This is a genomic window from Rhodococcus sp. D-6, assembly GCF_040256695.1.
In the GTDB taxonomy this organism is placed as follows: domain Bacteria; phylum Actinomycetota; class Actinomycetes; order Mycobacteriales; family Mycobacteriaceae; genus Rhodococcus; species Rhodococcus pyridinivorans.
Genome location: NZ_CP132970.1, coordinates 4,821,075 through 4,838,354, shown reverse-complemented (window position 1 = coordinate 4,838,354; position 17,280 = coordinate 4,821,075). Strand labels below are relative to the sequence as shown.

Below are 17,280 nucleotides of genomic sequence, written 5' to 3'. Positions count from 1 at the left end.
GGGTTGTGAGCCTCCTCTGTGGGTTGTGAACCTCGGCGACGAACGCTCAGCGCTTCGCGCCGATGTCCTCGAGTTCGGCTGCAAGATCGACGCTCTCGGACGGTCGCTGCCATCGATACACTCCCCCGCCCTGGGCGTAGGAGAGGTGACCGCCGAGGGCACCACCGACACCGACGGCGCCGAGACCGATCAGGGTCCACACCGTCCCCGCCCGGTCGCGGCGGGCACGTCGCGCGCGATAGGACGTCGCCATGCAGATCACCCCGATTGCGTTGGACACGGCGTGCACCGCGCCGACCCTGCGCTGAGGGACCTCCTCCAGCGTGGAGAAGTCGGCATATCCGGTGACGATCGTCGGGACGGCCGCGCCCAGTCCCAACGCGACGAGTCGCCGGGAGGCGGTGCGCTGCCCGGGCAACGCGTCCAGCGCCGCAGCAGAGATCCACGATCCGATCGGGACGGTGACGAGAAGCGGATGGACGGGGTGTCCGAGCCAGGAACCTCGGAGCAGGTCGTCGACGACGGAGCCGTCGAGGACTCGCCGTATGCGCTGCGCGATGCGCTCGGCGGGCCGATCCACAGCGTCGAAGGATTCGACGGCGCGCAGGAGTTCGTGCAGGTTCATGATGAGGCGATACCCGTCGGCAGCAGATACGAATCGCCGACGCGGTCGATGCGACCTGGGACTCGGTACGACTACTTCTCGTCGAGCGGTTTCGCTCCCAGCACATCCTTGAGCAGCTCGATCGCGACTTCCTCCGGATCGCGGCGCGTCGACGGGTCGCCGGGCGTGGCGGCCTCGGCGAACATCTCCTCGACGTCCGCCTCCGTCATCTGCGACGGGTCGGGCGGCGGCGCGTCGTAGCCCGAGCCCGGATCGTCGGGAAGGTCGGGGGCTTCGGGCGGCGGAATGTCGTCGACGCTCTCCACGGACGGACGCGTGAACGTCGGAGCAGCCGACGGTGCGGCCGCCGGTCGCTGCGGCGCGGCGGGGGCTTCGGCGGGTGCGGGCGGCGCGGCATTCTTCGCCTGGCTCGGCCGGGAGAAACGCGGTTGACCCGCCGGGCGCGAATTCTTTTCGGGCGCCGGGGTTCTGGCAGGTGCCTCCGCAGCAGCGGATCCGTGGACGCAGGTGACCTCGAACTCTCCACCGAAGACCGCCTTCAGCGCATCGGCGATGACCGTGGCGTTGCGCGCGTCGGCGAGTCGCTTCGCGAGCGGAGCGGAGTCGTGCACGAGCACGACGCGGGTGCCGTCGACCGATCGGACGGTGGCGCCCGAGAGCATCACCTCGACGGTGCGGCTGCGTTCGCGGACCTTCGCGCGCACTTCCGACCACACACCCCGCATCTGGGTTGCGTCGGGACCGCCTGCCGCGCGGGCGGGTTCGGGCTCGGGCTCGGGCTCGGGCTCGGGAGCAACCGGATCCTCGGGAGCGGGCGGCGGAACCTCCTGTGCGGCAACCTCGTCGGGCACACTCTGCGGCTGTGGAGCCTCCGGGACGACGGGAGGTTGCGCGGCGGCGGGAGGCGGTGTCGGGGCAGGTGCCGGCTGGGCCGGTTCGGGCTGCACCGGTGCCTGCTGGGCAGGGGATTGCTGGGCAGCTTCCGGCTGCGGCTGAGCGGCCTCGCGGGGCTGAGCAGTCTCGTTGGACGGTGCGGCAGGCGCCGCCTCCGCTGCCCGGCGCTGGGAGGGACGCTGGAAACGTGCCGCGGGTTCGTCGGGCGAGATGGGCGGTGCGGCAGGCGCGGCGGGTACTGCCACCGGCTTCGGCGCGACACCTCCCGCCGGGGCTGCGACGATGCCCTGCTCGAGTCGTTCGAGGCGTTGCAGGACAGCGGTTTCCGCGTCGGACGCCGCGGGGAGCAGCATGCGCGCGCACATCACCTCGAGCAGCAGACGCGGCGACGTCGCACCGCGCATCTCGCCGAGCCCGGCGTGCACGATCTCGGCGTAGCGGGTGAGGGTGGCCGGGCCCAGGCGGGTCGCTTCGTCGCGCATCCGCTCGAGGACGTCGCCGGGTGCGTCGACGAGTCCGCGCTCGGCGGCGTCGGGGACGGACTTCATGAGGATGAGATCGCGGAGCCGTTCGAGAAGGTCGACGGCGAAGCGACGCGGGTCGTGCCCGGCGTCCATGACCTTCTCGACGGTGCCGAACAGCGCCGCGCCGTCGCCGGCCGCGAGCGAATCGACGGCCTCGTCGATGAGAGCGACGTCGGTGACGCCGAGCAGCGACAGGGCGCGCTCGTAGGTGACGCCCTCGGGGCCGGCACCGGCGAGGAGCTGGTCCATCACCGACAGCGAGTCGCGGGGGGATCCACCGCCGGCACGGATGACCAGCGGATAGACCGCGTCCTCGACCGGCACGTTCTCCTGGCCACAGATCTGCTCGAGCAGACCCCGCATCGCCGTGGGAGCGAGGAGCCGGAAGGGATAGTGATGCGTGCGCGACCGGATGGTGGGCAGCACCTTCTCGGGCTCGGTGGTCGCGAAGACGAAGATGAGGTGCTCCGGCGGCTCCTCCACGATCTTGAGCAGGGCGTTGAAGCCCTGCGTGGTGACCATGTGCGCCTCGTCGATGATGAAGATGCGGTAGCGCGATTCGGCTGGAGCGTAGAACGCGCGGTCGCGGAGTTCGCGGGTGTCGTCGACACCGCCGTGGCTCGCGGCGTCGAGTTCGGTGACGTCGAGGTTGCCTCCACCGCCCGGGCCGAGCGACACGCACGACCGGCACGTTCCGCACGGAGTGGACGTGGGGCCGGTCTCGCAGTTGAGCGAGCGGGCGAGGATGCGCGCCGAGGACGTCTTGCCGCATCCACGAGGACCCGAGAACAGGTAAGCGTGGTTGATGCGGCCCGTGTCGAGCGCCGTGCTGAGGGGCACGGTGACGTGCTCCTGCCCCACCACCTCCGCGAAGGTCGCAGGTCGATACTTCCGGTACAGAGCCACGCGCCGAGCGTACCGGCGGCTCCCGACATGCACGGCGGTCGGTCCGTTGACATCTGTGGCCGAGACCACTGTTGCGTTAACGATATATCGAGATCTATCGTGACCGTATCGACATAGAAGGAGACGCACAGATGCGAACCCACGAACATCCCCGCGGCCGTCGCCGCGCCATGCACGATCGAAATCTTCCCGGCGGCCCGTTCCGCGCCGACGGCCCCCGCCGTCGCGGACACCACCCGCACGACGAACCCGGCTTCCGCCCGCACCGCGGTGGCGGCGGACGGGGACACGGCGGCCCGCGAGGAGGACGACGCGGCCGAGCACAGCGAGGCGACGTCCGCGCGGCCGTGCTGCGCCTGCTCGGCACCGAACCGATGCACGGCTACCAGCTCATGGAAGCGATCGCCGAACGGACAGGCGGCGCCTGGCGCCCCAGCCCCGGCGCGATCTACCCGACGATCTCCCAGCTCGAGGACGAAGGACTCGTCACCGTCGAGAAGGAGGGCGGACGCAAGCTCGTCTCACTGACGGATGCGGGCCGCACGTACATCGACGATCCGGAAAACGAGCTCCTCGACCCCTTCGCCGCTCACGATCCCGATTCCGACGCCCCCGACCTGCGACTCGCACTGCGCGAACTGCAGGTCGCGACGCGGTCGGTCGCGATGAGCGGTTCCGACGCCGAGGTCGCCGCGGCACACGCGGTCCTCACCGGAGCCAAGAAGTCGCTGTACCGGATCCTCGCCGGCGACATCGACACGTCCGATCAGGAGTGAAGGCTCAGCCGCGGGCGAAGAGGCGGATGCGCTGCTCGCGGCTGCGCTCGAGATGAGCACGCATGTGTTCGCGGGCCGCGGACTCGTTCCGCGCCCGCAAGGCGTCGAGGATCTGCGCGTGCTCCCGGTTGAGCAGATCGGGCTCGCCGTAGTTGGACGGCGGCCCGGAGTCGTAGATCCGCAGCTGGGTGGTCAGACGCACGAGCAATGTCGTGATCGTCGTGTTGTGCGCGGCCTGCCACAGCGCCTCGTGGAACCGGAAGTTCCCGATGCGCACCGCGCCGTCGTCGGTGGCTGAGCAGCACGAATCGTGCAGTCGCTCGAGCCGCGCCATGTCGAGATCGGTGTGCCGGATCGCCGCGGCGCCGGCCGCCTCGGATTCGAGCGCGACGCGCGCCGCATAGATCTCGATGACGTCCTCGGGGGTGCCCGAACGCACCCGGAAGCCGCGACTGGCCCGTTCGAGCAGACCGTCGTGCGCGAGCCAGTTGAGCGCCTCGCGGATGGGGGTGCGGGACGCCCCGTAGGTCTCGCTGAGCTGGGTCTCGTGCAGAGCGGCGCCGCGTGGGAACTTCCCCGCGAGGATGTCCGAGCGCAGGCGCAGGTACTGCTTGGAGGTCTGGTCGTCGCGCCCGGTGGGCGATTCGACGAGAAGAGAGCTCTCCAGCTCGGCCGTCGCGTCCTGCTCGGTCATCTACACCCTCCGTAGGCATGCCGTTTACGTGCGCCGATTATGCCACCGTGGACTTACGAATACTTGCGTATACGTTATTCGTCGTTTAGCGTCGCTCCTCGAACACGACGAGAGGACCCAACGCGTGACCGAGGCGGCTTTCCGGGACGAACAGGTGCTGATCAGCGCCGAAGAGCTCGCGAGCGACCCCGGCGCCCACACGGTCCTGCACGCCACGGTCACCTTTCCGAAGCCCCGTTTCGACGGCGACTACCGTCCGGAATCCGGCTACGCGACCTGGCGCGCCGCGCACATCCCGGGCTCCGTGCACGCCGACCTGCTCGGCGGATTCAGCGCCCCCGGCACCGACCTGCATTTCTCCCGCCCCGCCCCGGACGACCTCGCGGCCGCCCTGACCGAACTCGGCGTGACCCCCGACACCGACCTCGTGATCTACGACGACGGCGGCATGACCTGGGCGTCCCGGTTGTGGTGGATGCTGCGCAACATCGGTGTCTCCGCCCGCGTCCTCGACGGCGGCTTCGCCCGCTGGACCGCGCTCGACCTGCCCGTGGAAACCGGCGACGCCGCCGAGCGCACTGCCACCACATCCCGGACCGGGCTGCCCGACCACGGCCTGTGGCGCGATCGCGACGACGTGCTCGCCGTGGTGTCCGGTGACGCACCGGGCACCCTCGTCTGTGCGCTCGACGCCGAGCAGTTCGCAGGCACCGCCACCACTCGTTACACGCGCCGCGGGCACATCGGCGGGAGCCGGAACCTGCCGGCCAAGAGCCTGCTCGCCGACGGCGTCCTGCGGAGCACCGATCGGATCGCCGAGCTGGCCGAGCAGGCCCTCGCCGATACCTCCCGGCCCCTGATCCTCTACTGCGGTGGCGGCGTCTCGGCCTGCCTGGTGGCGCTCGCACTGGTCCGGACGGGCCACGACGACATCGCCGTCTACGACGGATCCCTCGAGGAGTGGACCGCCGACCCCGCACTCCCCATGCGGACACTCGGAGAAGGGAAGGGCGACGCATGATGCGATGTCCGCGATCCTGACCCGCTTCGTCCCCTCCCCTCCTCCCGACAGGATCTCCCGTGACCACGACCCCCACCATCGACGATCTCGCCGTCACCCTCGACGCCCTGCGCGCGCAGACGCCGCTGGTGCACTCGCTGACCAACATCGTCTCGGCCAACTTCCTCACCAACGTGCTGCTCGCCGCGGGCGCCAGCAACGCGCACATCGACAACGCCCACGAGGCAGGTGATTTCGCGCGCATCGCCGGTGGAGTGCTCGTCAACCTCGGCACCCCCTTCGACGAGACCTCGGTGGCCTTCACCCGCGCGGCCGAGGCCGCGCACGACGCCGGCACCCCGTGGGTCCTCGACCCCGTGGGAGTGGGCGGACTGGCGTGGCGCACCTCGCTCGCCGCCGACCTGCTGAAGTTCCGTCCCACCGCGATCCGCGGCAACGCCTCCGAGATCATCGCGCTGGCCGGTCTGGGTGGTGACACGCGCGGCGTCGACAGCGCCGACGAGGCCGCAGCCGCCGTGCCCGCGGCGCTCGCGCTGCTCGACCGCGCCGACGCCGTATCGGCCTCCGGTCCCGTCGACTACCTCGTCGGACGCAACCGCGACGGCGGGATCGTCGGACTGCGCATCGCCGGTGGCAGCGCGATGCTGCCGCGCGTGACCTCCACCGGATGCTCCCTCGGCGGACTCGTCGCGGCCTATCTCGCGGTTGCGGAGACCCCTCTCGTCGGCCTCGCGGCGGCCCACGCGCACGTCGCCGTGGCGTCCGAGATCGCCGAGGAGAACTCCACCGGCCCCGGTTCGTTCGCCGTCGCCTATCTCGACGCCCTGTTCGCCGTGGACGCCGACATGCTGCGCGCCCGCGCCCGCGTCGAACCGTTCGAACTCCCCTCGAAGGACACGAAGTAATGCCCATCAAGACCTTCTGGTATCTCACCCAGGCCGACGGCGACTACCCCTGGAGCCCCGGCGGGTTGTACCCGGTGGACGGGCAGCGGCAGATCGAACTCGCGAAGACCATCGACGACGGCGGCTTCGAAGGTGCGCTCGTCGCCACCTGGCCGAACGACCCCTTCATCTCGGCGACCTGGGCTGCGGCGCACACCAGCCGGATGAAGTTCCTCGTCGCGATCTACGCGAACATGACGCCCGCGCGACTGCTCGCCGAGAAGGCCCTCACCTTCGACGCGTTCAGCGGTGGTCGCCTGATGATCAACTCGGTCAACGGCCGGGAGAACATCCTCACCAAGTACGACATGAACGTCGAGCACGACCGCCGGTACGAGCTCGGCGAGAAGTACTGGGCGGAGTTCCGGCGTATCTATGCCGAGGGCACCGCGTCGAACTTCCCGAACACCCCGCTGCGCATCGATGCTCCTGCGGACCACTCGGTGCCGCTGTGGGGAACGGGCGACTCCCCCGCCGGTCTGCAGAACGCCGGCAAGGTGCTCGACGCCTACCTGATCATGCTGCGCGAGACCTCGTTCGTCGCGGAGAAGTTCACCGCCGCACGCGAATCCGCTGCAGCAGAGGGTCGCGAGTACACCGACTTCGGCGCCCTGTCCGGCGTCATCGTGCGTCCGAACCGGGAGGAGGCACTCGAGCGGTTCCGGTCGCTGTTCGAGAAGGCCGGCATCGAGCAGATCCAGGACGTGCTCGACAACGCGGTTCGGCGCCGCACGCACGGCAAGCAGGATCTGAAGACCTTCACCGCGCGCGACGCGCAGCGGCAGGGCTGGGTCGACACCATCAATGCCGGCAAGCTGCCCGAACCCGAGGACCTGTATCTCGGCGACGGCCTCTACGCGGGCATCACCGCGTGGTCACCGCTGGACATCTTCGCCACGGGATCGTCGGCCGTCTACTACGTCGGCGACCCGGACGAGATCACCGGCCACGTGCGCACCCTGCGCGACGCGACCGGACCGACCTCCCTCATCCTCGCCGGATGGCCGCTCATCGACGAGGCGAAAAACGTTGCCGAACACCTGATTCCGCGTTTCGAGAAGCTCTGACGGTAACGCGGGCGGGATCGGTCAGGGGGTGTCGACGAGACGGAACCCCGAGCCGATCCCGTCGCGCGCGTCGATCTCGGCGAGGATCCGGTCGGCCCGCTGGTAGGCGGCGAACCTCGTGTCGGGAACCTGCCGGTCGTCGGAGACCGCGGTCTGCGGGAACCGGTAACCCACCGACAGTCCCATCCATTCGCCCGTCTCGGTACGCACGAGCGGCCCGCCGGAATCGCCCGGTCGCATGAGCAGCGGCGAGGACATCAGGTTCCCGTCCACCCGCACATCGCCGGTCGCGCAGGCCACCGACGTGCTCCGCCCTGCCGCGCAATGTGTTCCGGCCGGCAGCTCGCCTTCGCCGAACGCCGCGACCGATTCGAGCACGACTCGCTCTCCCCGGTCGTTGGGCACCGACGTGTTCGATCCCCGCACGCGGGTCTCGTCGAGCAGGACCACCGCGTAGTCGGCGATCTCGTCGGTGGGAAATCCCAGCTGATCGACCGAACCCGTACTCGCGACGTCCGTTTCGGTTCCGATCGGCCCGCGGTGCTGCTCCTCGACCTTCCAGACGGGCGACGATCCCGTCTGATAGCAGTGCCCCGCCGTGATCGCGACGAGCCGACCCGCGTCGTCGTGACCGACCGCCGCCACGGAACACCAACCCGGTGTCGGCTCCGCGGAGAACACGATCCCGTCGCCGGGCCGGAGGACGACCCGGTCGTCTCCCCCGCCGGCCGAGGCCACGCCCACGGTTCCCCCGGCGAAGGCGACGGCGGCGCCGCACACCGCTGCGACGCGTCTCATGACTTCTTCGCTACCTTCATCGACTTCTTGAACTCGCGCACCTCGCGCAGCGACTGCTCGTCGACGACGTCGGCGATCGACCGGCGCGCATCCTCGTGCCCGTAGTCGCCGGCGGCCTCGCGCCATCCCTCGGGCCGCACACCCATCTGCTTGCCGAGCAGCGCCAGGAAGATACGTGCCTTCTGGTCGCCGTAGCCCGGCAGCTTCTTCAGCCGCCGCAGCACTTCCTTGCCGTCCGGGTCGCCGGACGTCCACAGTGCGGAGGCGTCGCCGTCGTAGTCCTCGACGATCGCCGCGCACAGCGCCTGGATCCGCTGTCCCATCGACTTGGGGAACCGGTGGACGGCCGGTTGCTGCGCGCACACCGCGACGAACTCGTCGGGGTCGGCCGACGCGATGCGGTACACGTCGAGACCGCCGAGACGGTCGGCGAGCTTCTTCGGTCCCGCGAACGCGACCTCCATCGCCACCTGCTGGTCGAGCAGCATGCCGATGAGAAGCGCCAGCGGGTTCTCGGCCAGCAGTGCGTCGGCGTCGGGATCTCCGACCAGGTTCAGCGTCGAGGACATGCAGACGATCATGCCCTGCGCGTCAGGGGCGGCGCCACACGACCACCGCGATCACGATGCCCAGGGTGAGCGCGATCGACGTGGTCAGAGCATGCAGCCAGTGCGGGAACAGCGTCGGTTGCGAGGTGTCCGGAACGGCGGCCAGGGCGGCGAACAACGCCACGACGGCGATGACCGACGCCGCCGCGGACCAGCCCTTGGCCAAGCGGGTATGCCTCGCACCGCGCAACTCGGCACTGCGCAGCAGGGCGTGCTCGACGATGTCCACGGCCTCGGACAGTTCCGCGTCGAGTTCGGCCAACTCGTCGGCGACCCGGCCGGCCATGAGTGCTCGCAGCTGGGTGGGTTGCGTCCACGAGTGGAACCGGTCGTCGTGAATCGATTCCTTGCGCAGCAGGGCCCGTTCCATCCGGCGCGCCTGCATGATCGCGATGTCGTCGAGGACCGTGGCCAGCCGATCGCCGCCGAGCCCGTCGGGGTGGCGCAGATGCTCCATGGTCGTCCAGTAGTCGGCGGAGGCCCGGGCCCGCACCGCCACCCACGGGATGAGCCCGTAGATCATCTCGCGGGTGCCGTGCCCGACATAGTCGCTGCCGAGGGCGGTGGCCTCGAGGTCGAACAGCACCGCACCGGAGTCCTCCCGCACGGCGATGGTGGCTCCCGGCTGCACGGGCCGGTCCACGAGCGGAACCCGGTCCCACTTCCACAACACACCCCAGGACCGTGCCGCCGTGCGGGCCTCCGGTCCGATGCGCGGGCCGTCGACGAGCGAGCGGACGCGTTCGCCGCCGCTCGAGACCACTTCCACGACCATGCCCTCGGCGACCTCGCGATCGCCGACTCCCCGGTGGCGGTGGACGACGAGTTCGTGCAGGGGCTGATAGGTCGTCGGCGCACACAACCGCCTGTTCAGTCCGGGAAACACGTCGTTCAGGCAGGCGTCGGCGGTCAGTTCGAAGGGCGCGAGGAACTCGCCGAGCACCGGGCGCAGACCGGCGCCGTCGCGGTCCTGCAGCGGGTCGCTGCGCCAGTCGACGAGCGGCGACCCGTGGTCCGACAGCGATTCCAGCGCCAGGACGAGACCGTGGCCGGGGACGTCCCACAGCGACACGCACGTCGCGGGGTGTCCCACATACGGTCGGGTCGTGTCCGGCGCCTCACGCAGCGACCCCGTCGACGCACCGAACGAGATCTCCGGTCGTGTCGGGTCGACGACGTGCCGGAACGCGAGCAGGCACGGCGGACGCACACCGTGGTCCGTCTCGGGCTGCTCGGCGATGCGTGCCGGCAGGAAGGGCTCCACCTTCTCGACGGGTGGGACCCGCGGGGGCGTCTCGGGCGCCGCCTCGATGTCGAGCGCCAGTAGGAACACCTTCAGTACACCGAGACACCCCGTGACAGATCCGACGGCCGATACGCCGACTCCGGAATTCACGAGAGCGCGGTTTTCCATCACACTCACCACTTCCGAACCCGCCGCACGGTATGCGGCGACCCTGACCAGCGAGTATGTCAGGTCGGTAGGGGAAAGCAAGTCGTGGTGACGGCGGGCACCGAGAATGCCCCGACCAGGGCCGATCCGAGTTGTCCACCGCCCGTCCACGTGTTGTGCACAACTTTATCCACAGGCTGGGAACAAACTCACACGCGGAGTGCAGATTCTTGTCGACGGAGGTACGCAACAAAGAATCGAGGCTCGCAACGCCGGCAGTGACTGCCGATGTTGCGAGCCTCGTCCTCGCGTTGCGTACCTACCCACGCACTACTTGTCGGCGAGCGCCTTCTCCGCTGCGGCCAGCAGCACGCAGGTCGCGACACCGTCCATGGCCTTCTCGAGCTCACCGAGCGAAGGGAAGCTCGGTGCGAGGCGGATGTTCTTGTCCTCGGGGTCCTTCTTGTACGGGAACGCCGAACCGGCACCCGTCAGCGCGATACCCGCCTCCTTCGCCAGGGCGATGACGCGGGCCGCCGTGCCCTCGACGACATCGAGGCTGATGAAGTAGCCGCCCTCGGGCTCGGTCCACGACGCGACCTTCGACGTGCCGAGACGCTCCTCGAGGATGCGGCGCACGAGCGCGAACTTCGGCGCGAGGATCTCGCGGTGCGTGGCCATGTGGGCACGCACACCCTCGGCGTCGCGGAAGAAGCGCAGGTGACGCAGCTGGTTGACCTTGTCGGGACCGATGGTCTTGATGCCCAGGTACTTCTGGTACCAGGTGAGGTTCTCGGTGGAGCTGCCGAAGAAGCTCACGCCCGAACCGGCGAAGGTGATCTTCGAGGTGGACGCCAACGCGAACACGCGGTTCGGGTGACCGGCCTGCGCGGCCAGACCGAGGATGTCGATCGCGGGCGCGAGGTGCTCGGTGAGCGGGTGCACCGCGTAGGCATTGTCCCAGAAGATGCGGAAGTCGGGAGCGGCCGTCGGCATCGACACCAACTCGCGGGCGACCTCCTCGGAGTACACCGCGCCGGTGGGGTTCGAGTAGGTCGGCACAGCCCACATGCCCTTGATCTGCGGGTCGTTCGCGACGAGATCGGCGATGAACCGCACGTCGGGGCCGTCCTCGCGCAGCGGCACGGGGATCATCTCGATGCCGAGCGACTCGGTGATCGCGAAGTGCCGGTCGTAGCCGGGCGCCGGGCACAGGAACTTGACGACCGACTCCTGCGACCACGGGCGCGGCGAGTCGACGGTGCCGTGCAGCAACGACCAGACGACGAGATCGTGCATGATCTCGAGGCTCGCGTTATTTCCTGCGACGAGGTTCTCGACCGGGATGTTCAGCAGCTCGGCGAAGATCGCGCGCAGCTCGGGCAGGCCGGTGAGGCCGCCGTAGTTGCGGGTGTCGGTGCCGCTGCCGTCGCGGAAGTCGTCGGCACCCGGCAGCGACAGCAACTCCGCGGAGAGGTCGAGCTGCTCGGGCGAGGGCTTGCCGCGGGTCAGGTCCAGCGTCAGCTTCTCCGACTTCAACCGTTCGTAGTTGGCGGACTGGCGCTCGTGCTCTGCAACGAGTTCCTCATGGCTCATCAACCCGTACTGGGTCTGCGTAGGCATGCGGAGGGACCTTTCACCGTGCACGGTGACACGGGCATCGGCGGAAATTAAGAGGACCCCGCGCACCCGGCAGAGCCCGTTGACCCTTGCTGCCTTCCGGCCCTGGGGGAGTTCACAGGATGCGCGCCGCGCGGGATCCATCGGCAAGTGTAGAGGAACGAGCGCCCCGGCGGCGAACCCGCCCCCGCAGCACCCCTGGAATCAGGGTGCGACGTGCCCGTTTGGCAAGTTGGGGTCTCCATTCGGTATGCTTCCCCACGGAGGATTCGCCTAGTGGCCTATGGCGCTCGCCTGGAACGCGGGTTGGGTTAACGCCCTCAGGGGTTCAAATCCCCTATCCTCCGCCACGGAACCCCGTGGGGCGCACAGCGTCCCACGGGGTTTCTGCTTTTCCGGTCCCCGTGTTCGCGTACCGGGCCGATCTCGGGCACGATGCGTCTCGTGACCGCGGACGACAATTTCCCGCTCGGCGGCGACGCCGACCACGAGCAGGCTTCGGTCTGGGTGGAGATGCTGGACCGGGAGATCGACGAGGTGTCCGCAGCCATCGAGAAGACCGAACAGAAGGCCCTCGCCGAACACCGGGTGGGGGCCGTGGACCGGGCGCGCCGGTTCGACGCCGAGGTCGAGCGGCTGGGCGCCCAGCTCCGCGAGCTGCACCGCATGCGCCGCAATCTCACCCACCGCTTCAGCTGACCGAGAGATCACGGCGGTGTGTGCTACTCGCAGGCGACGCCGTCCCCGTCACCGTCCATCTTCGGCCGGTAGCCGGGCTCTCCCCCATACAGCGGTGCGGCTCCCGCGGACCGGGCCGCCGCGCAGTTCTTGTAATACACCTCCGCCGGAGCAGGGGCCGGCTCGGCGGGGGCGGGCGCAGGTGCAGGAGCCGGCGAGGGTGCCGGCGCAGGTGCGGGCGCCTGGCGCGTCGTCGTGGTGGGCGCGGGTGCAGCTGCGGGAGCCCCACCTCCGCATTCGGTGAGGACCCGCGCCATCGCGTCGTGCTCGGCCTGCGTCACCCACAGGCCGTAGATCGCCTTGACCTCGATCTGCCGCGCGACATACGTGCAGCGGTACGCGCGGTTCGGCGGCAGCCAGGTGGCGGCGTCGCCGTCGCTCTTCTGCTGGTTGGTCGGCCCGTCCACGGCCTGGAGGTTGCGCGGGTCGTTGGCGAAATCGGCCCGGGTGCCCGCGTCGAGTTGCTGCGCGCCCTTCTGCCACGCGTCCGACAACGCGACGACGTGGTCGATCTGCACCGCGGTCGAGGTGTCCTGCCCGCGGGTGAACGCGATCGTCGTACCGGTGTACAAGTCGTTCAGGGTTCCCGACGCGACGACGCAGTCGCGGGTACCGGGCCGGTAGACGATATCGACGAGGTCGCGTCGCAGGATGTCGTTGCGGGTGTCGCAGCCGTTGCCCCCGAACTCCACCGACACGTCGTCGCTCCACGCCTGGCCGAACAGGTCGCGGCTGTACCCGGTCTTGGGCGCGCGCCCCTTGATCGGCAGGGTCGCCAGCCGGGCCAGGGCCTCCGACGAATCCGCCGACGCTGCCGGGTTCGGTGCGGTCGTCGAGGTGGAGCGCGTCGTGGTGGGGGACGGTGTCGTCGTGGGGGTTTCGGAGCTCGGCACCGGGGACTGTTCGGAAGTCGCCGCCGGAGCGACGGAAGTGTCCTCGGTGGTCGAATCACAACCGGTGAGGGTCAGACCCGCGACCGTCGCGACGACGAGCAGGGACAGCCGGGACGACAAGCGGGGCAAGGACATCGAGGGAACTCCTGAGAACGACGGCGCCGGACGGCTCCCCTTGTCCATCGCGCCCACAACGCCCGGTCGTTACACCGCGTAAGTATCCGCGAGCCGACGTCGTCGGCATCCGGCGGGAACGGTTCCTACTATCGTCTGGTGGTCGGTTACGGCAGGCAGTTGCAGGGACTCGCGATCGCGTTGTCCTCTCTCGCAGGGTTCATCGATGCCCTCGGTTTCATCACCCTGGGCGGCGTCTTCGTGTCGTTCATGAGCGGCAACTCCACGCGCTTCGCGGTCGGGACGGCCGACGGTGCGTGGCAGACGGTCACCCTCATCGGCGGTGTGCTCGCGCTGTTCGTGCTCGGAGTGATTCTCGGCAGCGTGGTAGCGGAACTGACCGACCGAGACCGGCGGACCCGCAAGACCGCCGTCCTCGCGACGGTGACCGTGTTGCTGACGATCGCCGCCGCGGCCGTCTTCGTGGACTGGACGCCGGTCGCCGTGATCGCGATGACCTTGGCCATGGGAACGGAGAACTCGGTGTTCCGGCGGCACGGGGAGACGACCGTCGCCCTGACCTACATGACGGGTGCGCTGGTCAAGATCGGGCAGCGGATCGCGGCGGCGTTCTTCGGTGGTCCGCGCTGGAGCTGGCTGCCCTATCTGGGCCTGTGGGGCGGCCTGGTGACGGGCGCCGTTCTCGGCGCGCTCGCCCACCGGGTGCTGGGGCTGCACGCCCTGTGGGTCGCAGCGGCGTTCGCAGCCGCGCTGACGGTGTCGGTCCGTTTCCTCTCAGATCGCGAGCTCACCGACGGGGTGTGATTCCCGCCTCCCCGTACGTTCGTATGGTGGAGAGCTCGGCTACGGTGCTCCCCATGCGCACGCGCCCCTACATCACCACCAGCCCCACCAGGCTTGCTGCGGCCCTGCTCGACGTGGCCGCACGCAACGGTCTCGACGCGGCGAGTGTGCGGGAGGTGGCCAACGAGGCAGGGGTCTCGATCGGGGCGGTGCAGCACCATTTCCCAACCAAGGACGAGATGCTCGCGTACTCGTTCCGCACGCTCTCGGACCGGGTGCTGAACCGGCTGACGAACGTCGATCCCGACATCGATCCGGCGCGCACCCTGTTCTCCGCGCTCAGCCAGCTGCTCCCCCTCGACGAGGAACGTGGCAGCGAGGTGCACGTGATGTCGGCGTTCGCCGTGCGGGCGGTCACCTCCCCCACGCTGAGCGCCATCCGCACCGCCACCCTGTTCACGATCCGCACGGGCATAGCGCGCGTATTGATCCGCGCCGGTACACCCGACCCGGAGACCCGGGCCGCTCTGCTGCTCTCGGCCGCGAACGGGCTCGCACTCGACGCGGCGGCGAGCCCCGAGCTCTACCCGCGCGAGTATCTGACCCACGCTCTGCACGCCCAGGTCCAACTCGTCCTCGACGGCGCCGACGCGCACTGACCCGCGCCCCGGAATCCGGGACGCGGGTCGGTGATTGCAGTCGGACCGTCCTGTCAGTGGGCCGACCAGCCGCCGTCCATCGTGTACGACGCGCCGGTGACCATCCCGGCTTCGTCGGAGGCCAGCCACGACACGAGCGAGGCCACCTCCTCCGGCTCGACCAGCCGGGTCACCGCCTGATCGGTGAGCAACACATCCGAGAGCACGCGATCCTCCGGGATGTCGTGCGCGCGGGCCTGTTCCGAGATCTGCTTCTCCACCAGCGGGGTGCGGACGTAACCCGGATTGACGCAGTTGCTCGTCACGCCACGGGGACCGCCTTCGAGCGCGACGACCTTGGAGAACCCCTCGAGGCCGTGCTTGGCGGTGACGTACCCGGCCTTGAACGCCGACGCCCGCAGCCCATGCACCGACGAGATGTTCACGATCCGGCCGAAGCCCCGCTCGTACATGCCGGGCAGCGCGGCCTTCACGAGCAGGAACGGCGCCTCGACCATGAGCGTCTGGATGCGGCGGAAGTCGGCGAGGGCGAAGTCCTCCACCGGCCGCACCACCTGGATGCCGGCGTTGTTGACGAGGATGTCGACGTCGAGGCGGAGACCGTCGAGGCCGTCGGTGTCGAGCAGGTCGACACCCCACGCCTCTCCCCCGATCTCGTGGGCGAGCGTCTTCGCGGCGACCTCGTCGACGTCGGTGACGGTCACGCGGACTCCCTGCCGGGCGAGGGCGCGGGCGCAGGCCGCCCCGATCCCGCCGACACCACCGGTCACGAGTGCGGTGCGGGCCCTCATGCCGAGATCCTGGCGTTCTCGGCGGCCTTCTTCTGGGCGACCGTTTCCGCGTCCGCGGCGTCGATGTCGCGCAGCGAGATGCCCTTCGTCTCCCGGGCCACGATCACCGCGACGATCGTGATCAGCGACGAGCCGAGCAGATAGAAGGAGATCGGGACCGACGACTCGAAGCGGCTGAGCAGACTCGCGGCGATGATCGGGGCGAGCGACCCTGCGACGATCGAGGTGACCTGGTAGCCGAGGGAGACGCCCGAGTAGCGCATGCGGGTCGGGAACATCTCCGCCATGATCGCCGGCTGCCCCGCATACATGAACGAGTGGAAGACGAGTCCGATGACGATCGCCGAGATGATCCACGCACTGTTGCCGGTGTCCATCATCGGGAAGGCGAGGAAGCCCCAGGCACCGGCGGTGACGGCACCGATCATGTAGACGGGACGGCGTCCCAGCGTGTCCGACAGTCGTCCGACCATCGGGATGATCACGAAGTGCACGGCGTGCGCGGCGAGCATCCACCACAGGATGTGGCTGGTGTCGGCACCGACGATGATCTTCAGATAGGTGATCGAGAAGGTGACGACGAGGTAGTACATGACGTTCTCGGCGAACCGCAGGCCCATGGCCGTGAACACGCCGCGCGGGTAGCGCTCGAGCACCTCGAAGACGTTGAACGACGTCTCCTTCAGCTTGTCGGCCTCCTGCTGCGCCTCGAGGAAGATCGGGGCGTCGGTGACCTTGGTGCGGATGTAGTAGCCGATCAGCACGATGACGGCCGAGAGCCAGAACGCGACTCGCCAGCCCCACGACAGGAAGGCCGATTCGGGCAACGTGGTGGTGAGGACGAGCAGGACGATCGTCGCGAGGAGATTGCCCATCGGCACACCGGCCTGCGGCCACGACGACCAGAATCCGCGCGAGCGATCGGGGCTGTGTTCGGCGACCAGCAGTACCGCGCCGCCCCACTCGCCGCCGACCGCGAAGCCCTGGATGAACCGGAGCGTCACGAGCAGTGCCGGCGCCCAGTACCCGATGGCACCGAAGGTCGGCAGGCAGCCCATCAGGAAGGTCGCGACGCCGACCATGATGATGCTGGTCTGCAGCAGCTGCTTGCGTCCGAACCGGTCACCGAAGTGGCCGAAGACGATCCCACCGAGCGGCCGGGCGACGAAGCCCACGGCGTAGGTGACGAACGCCGCGATGATCGCGTCGAGTTCGTTGCCGCCGTCGGGGAAGAAGACTTTGGCGAAGACGAGGGTCGCGGCGGTGCCGTAGAGGAAGAACTCGTACCACTCGACGACGGTGCCCGCCATGGACGCACCGACGACCCTGCGCAATGCCGACGGTGAACTCTCCGGTCCATCCGTTCGTGCCTGTTCGACGCTCATGCCTGCACCCTCCCGGGACGCTGTGT

General features: G+C 69.3%; 17 protein-coding genes, 1 tRNA gene and 1 other RNA gene. 8 read left to right on the top strand and 11 right to left on the bottom strand.

The window, feature by feature from the left end; translation table 11 throughout:
• Positions 1-46: 46 nt before the first annotated feature.
• Positions 47-625: a DUF2231 domain-containing protein gene (locus RBB84_RS22765; protein ID WP_064256682.1), complete on the bottom strand. Its 579-nt coding sequence runs from the start codon at positions 623-625 to the stop codon at positions 47-49.
• Between the two features lie 71 nt (positions 626-696).
• Positions 697-2,949: a DNA polymerase III subunit gamma and tau gene (locus RBB84_RS22760; protein WP_350246898.1), complete on the bottom strand. Its 2,253-nt coding sequence runs from the start codon at positions 2,947-2,949 to the stop codon at positions 697-699.
• Between the two features lie 131 nt (positions 2,950-3,080).
• Between RBB84_RS22760 and RBB84_RS22755 the strand changes: the two genes are divergently transcribed.
• Positions 3,081-3,725 carry a PadR family transcriptional regulator gene (locus RBB84_RS22755; RefSeq protein WP_006552498.1) on the top strand — a complete coding sequence of 215 codons (645 nt, stop codon included), beginning with the start codon at positions 3,081-3,083 and terminating at the stop codon, positions 3,723-3,725.
• Positions 3,726-3,729: 4 nt separating this feature from the next.
• Here RBB84_RS22755 and RBB84_RS22750 read toward each other — a convergent pair whose 3' ends face one another.
• The gene (locus RBB84_RS22750; protein WP_006552499.1) at positions 3,730-4,419 is read right to left on the bottom strand and encodes a GntR family transcriptional regulator; all 690 of its coding nucleotides are present in this window, start codon (positions 4,417-4,419) and stop codon (positions 3,730-3,732) included.
• 124 nt (positions 4,420-4,543) lie between these two features.
• On the opposite strand from RBB84_RS22750, the gene RBB84_RS22745 reads away from it, so the two are divergent.
• Genes RBB84_RS22745 through RBB84_RS22735 form a run of 3 tightly spaced genes read left to right on the top strand, consistent with a single transcriptional unit; the run spans position 4,544 to position 7,451 of the window.
• Positions 4,544-5,440: a rhodanese-like domain-containing protein gene (locus RBB84_RS22745; protein WP_024102759.1), complete on the top strand. Its 897-nt coding sequence runs from the start codon at positions 4,544-4,546 to the stop codon at positions 5,438-5,440.
• Between the two features lie 59 nt (positions 5,441-5,499).
• Positions 5,500-6,345, top strand: coding sequence for a hydroxyethylthiazole kinase (thiM, locus tag RBB84_RS22740; protein WP_064256681.1), 846 nt, complete (start codon positions 5,500-5,502; stop codon positions 6,343-6,345).
• Entirely contained in the window at positions 6,345-7,451 is a 1,107-nt protein-coding gene (locus RBB84_RS22735; protein ID WP_064256680.1) for an LLM class flavin-dependent oxidoreductase, read from the top strand. Before thiM ends, RBB84_RS22735 begins: the two co-directional genes overlap by 1 nt.
• 21 nt (positions 7,452-7,472) lie before the next feature.
• Here RBB84_RS22735 and RBB84_RS22730 read toward each other — a convergent pair whose 3' ends face one another.
• The 5 genes from RBB84_RS22730 to ffs form a co-directional block, all read right to left on the bottom strand.
• On the bottom strand, positions 7,473-8,249 hold the full coding sequence (locus tag RBB84_RS22730; RefSeq protein WP_006552503.1) for a trypsin-like peptidase domain-containing protein: 777 nt from the start codon (positions 8,247-8,249) through the stop codon (positions 7,473-7,475).
• Positions 8,246-8,818 (bottom strand): HhH-GPD-type base excision DNA repair protein, encoded by a 573-nt coding sequence (locus RBB84_RS22725; protein ID WP_006552504.1) that lies wholly within the window; start codon positions 8,816-8,818, stop codon positions 8,246-8,248. The genes RBB84_RS22730 and RBB84_RS22725 overlap by 4 nt, the downstream gene beginning before the upstream one ends.
• A 22-nt stretch (positions 8,819-8,840) precedes the next feature.
• On the bottom strand, positions 8,841-10,190 hold the full coding sequence (locus RBB84_RS22720) for a hypothetical protein (RefSeq protein ID WP_231912051.1): 1,350 nt from the start codon (positions 10,188-10,190) through the stop codon (positions 8,841-8,843).
• Between the two features lie 390 nt (positions 10,191-10,580).
• Complete coding sequence (locus tag RBB84_RS22715) at positions 10,581-11,873, bottom strand: aminotransferase class I/II-fold pyridoxal phosphate-dependent enzyme (RefSeq protein WP_006552506.1); 1,293 nt, start codon at positions 11,871-11,873, stop codon at positions 10,581-10,583.
• A gap of 47 nt (positions 11,874-11,920) precedes the next feature.
• Positions 11,921-12,015: signal recognition particle sRNA small type (gene ffs / locus RBB84_RS22710), an RNA gene on the bottom strand.
• A gap of 117 nt (positions 12,016-12,132) precedes the next feature.
• On the opposite strand from ffs, the gene RBB84_RS22705 reads away from it, so the two are divergent.
• A tRNA-Ser gene (locus RBB84_RS22705) sits at positions 12,133-12,220 on the top strand.
• An 85-nt stretch (positions 12,221-12,305) separates the two neighbouring features.
• Positions 12,306-12,569, top strand: coding sequence for a hypothetical protein (locus tag RBB84_RS22700; RefSeq protein WP_006552507.1), 264 nt, complete (start codon positions 12,306-12,308; stop codon positions 12,567-12,569).
• A 23-nt stretch (positions 12,570-12,592) separates the two neighbouring features.
• Here the strand turns inward: RBB84_RS22700 and RBB84_RS22695 are convergent, their stop codons facing one another.
• Positions 12,593-13,636, bottom strand: a complete 1,044-nt coding sequence (locus tag RBB84_RS22695; RefSeq protein ID WP_082921069.1) for a DUF1524 domain-containing protein — start codon at positions 13,634-13,636, stop codon at positions 12,593-12,595.
• A 138-nt stretch (positions 13,637-13,774) separates the two neighbouring features.
• Between RBB84_RS22695 and RBB84_RS22690 the strand changes: the two genes are divergently transcribed.
• Positions 13,775-14,440 (top strand): YoaK family protein, encoded by a 666-nt coding sequence (locus tag RBB84_RS22690; protein ID WP_064256677.1) that lies wholly within the window; start codon positions 13,775-13,777, stop codon positions 14,438-14,440.
• A gap of 53 nt (positions 14,441-14,493) precedes the next feature.
• On the top strand, positions 14,494-15,078 hold the full coding sequence (locus RBB84_RS22685; RefSeq protein WP_024102753.1) for a TetR/AcrR family transcriptional regulator: 585 nt from the start codon (positions 14,494-14,496) through the stop codon (positions 15,076-15,078).
• Between the two features lie 53 nt (positions 15,079-15,131).
• On the opposite strand, the gene RBB84_RS22680 is transcribed toward RBB84_RS22685, so the two are convergent.
• Positions 15,132-15,869: a 3-hydroxybutyrate dehydrogenase gene (locus tag RBB84_RS22680; RefSeq protein ID WP_064256676.1), complete on the bottom strand. Its 738-nt coding sequence runs from the start codon at positions 15,867-15,869 to the stop codon at positions 15,132-15,134.
• Positions 15,866-17,254 carry an MFS transporter gene (locus tag RBB84_RS22675; protein WP_064256675.1) on the bottom strand — a complete coding sequence of 463 codons (1,389 nt, stop codon included), beginning with the start codon at positions 17,252-17,254 and terminating at the stop codon, positions 15,866-15,868. The genes RBB84_RS22680 and RBB84_RS22675 overlap by 4 nt, the downstream gene beginning before the upstream one ends.
• Positions 17,255-17,280: the final 26 nt, after the last annotated feature.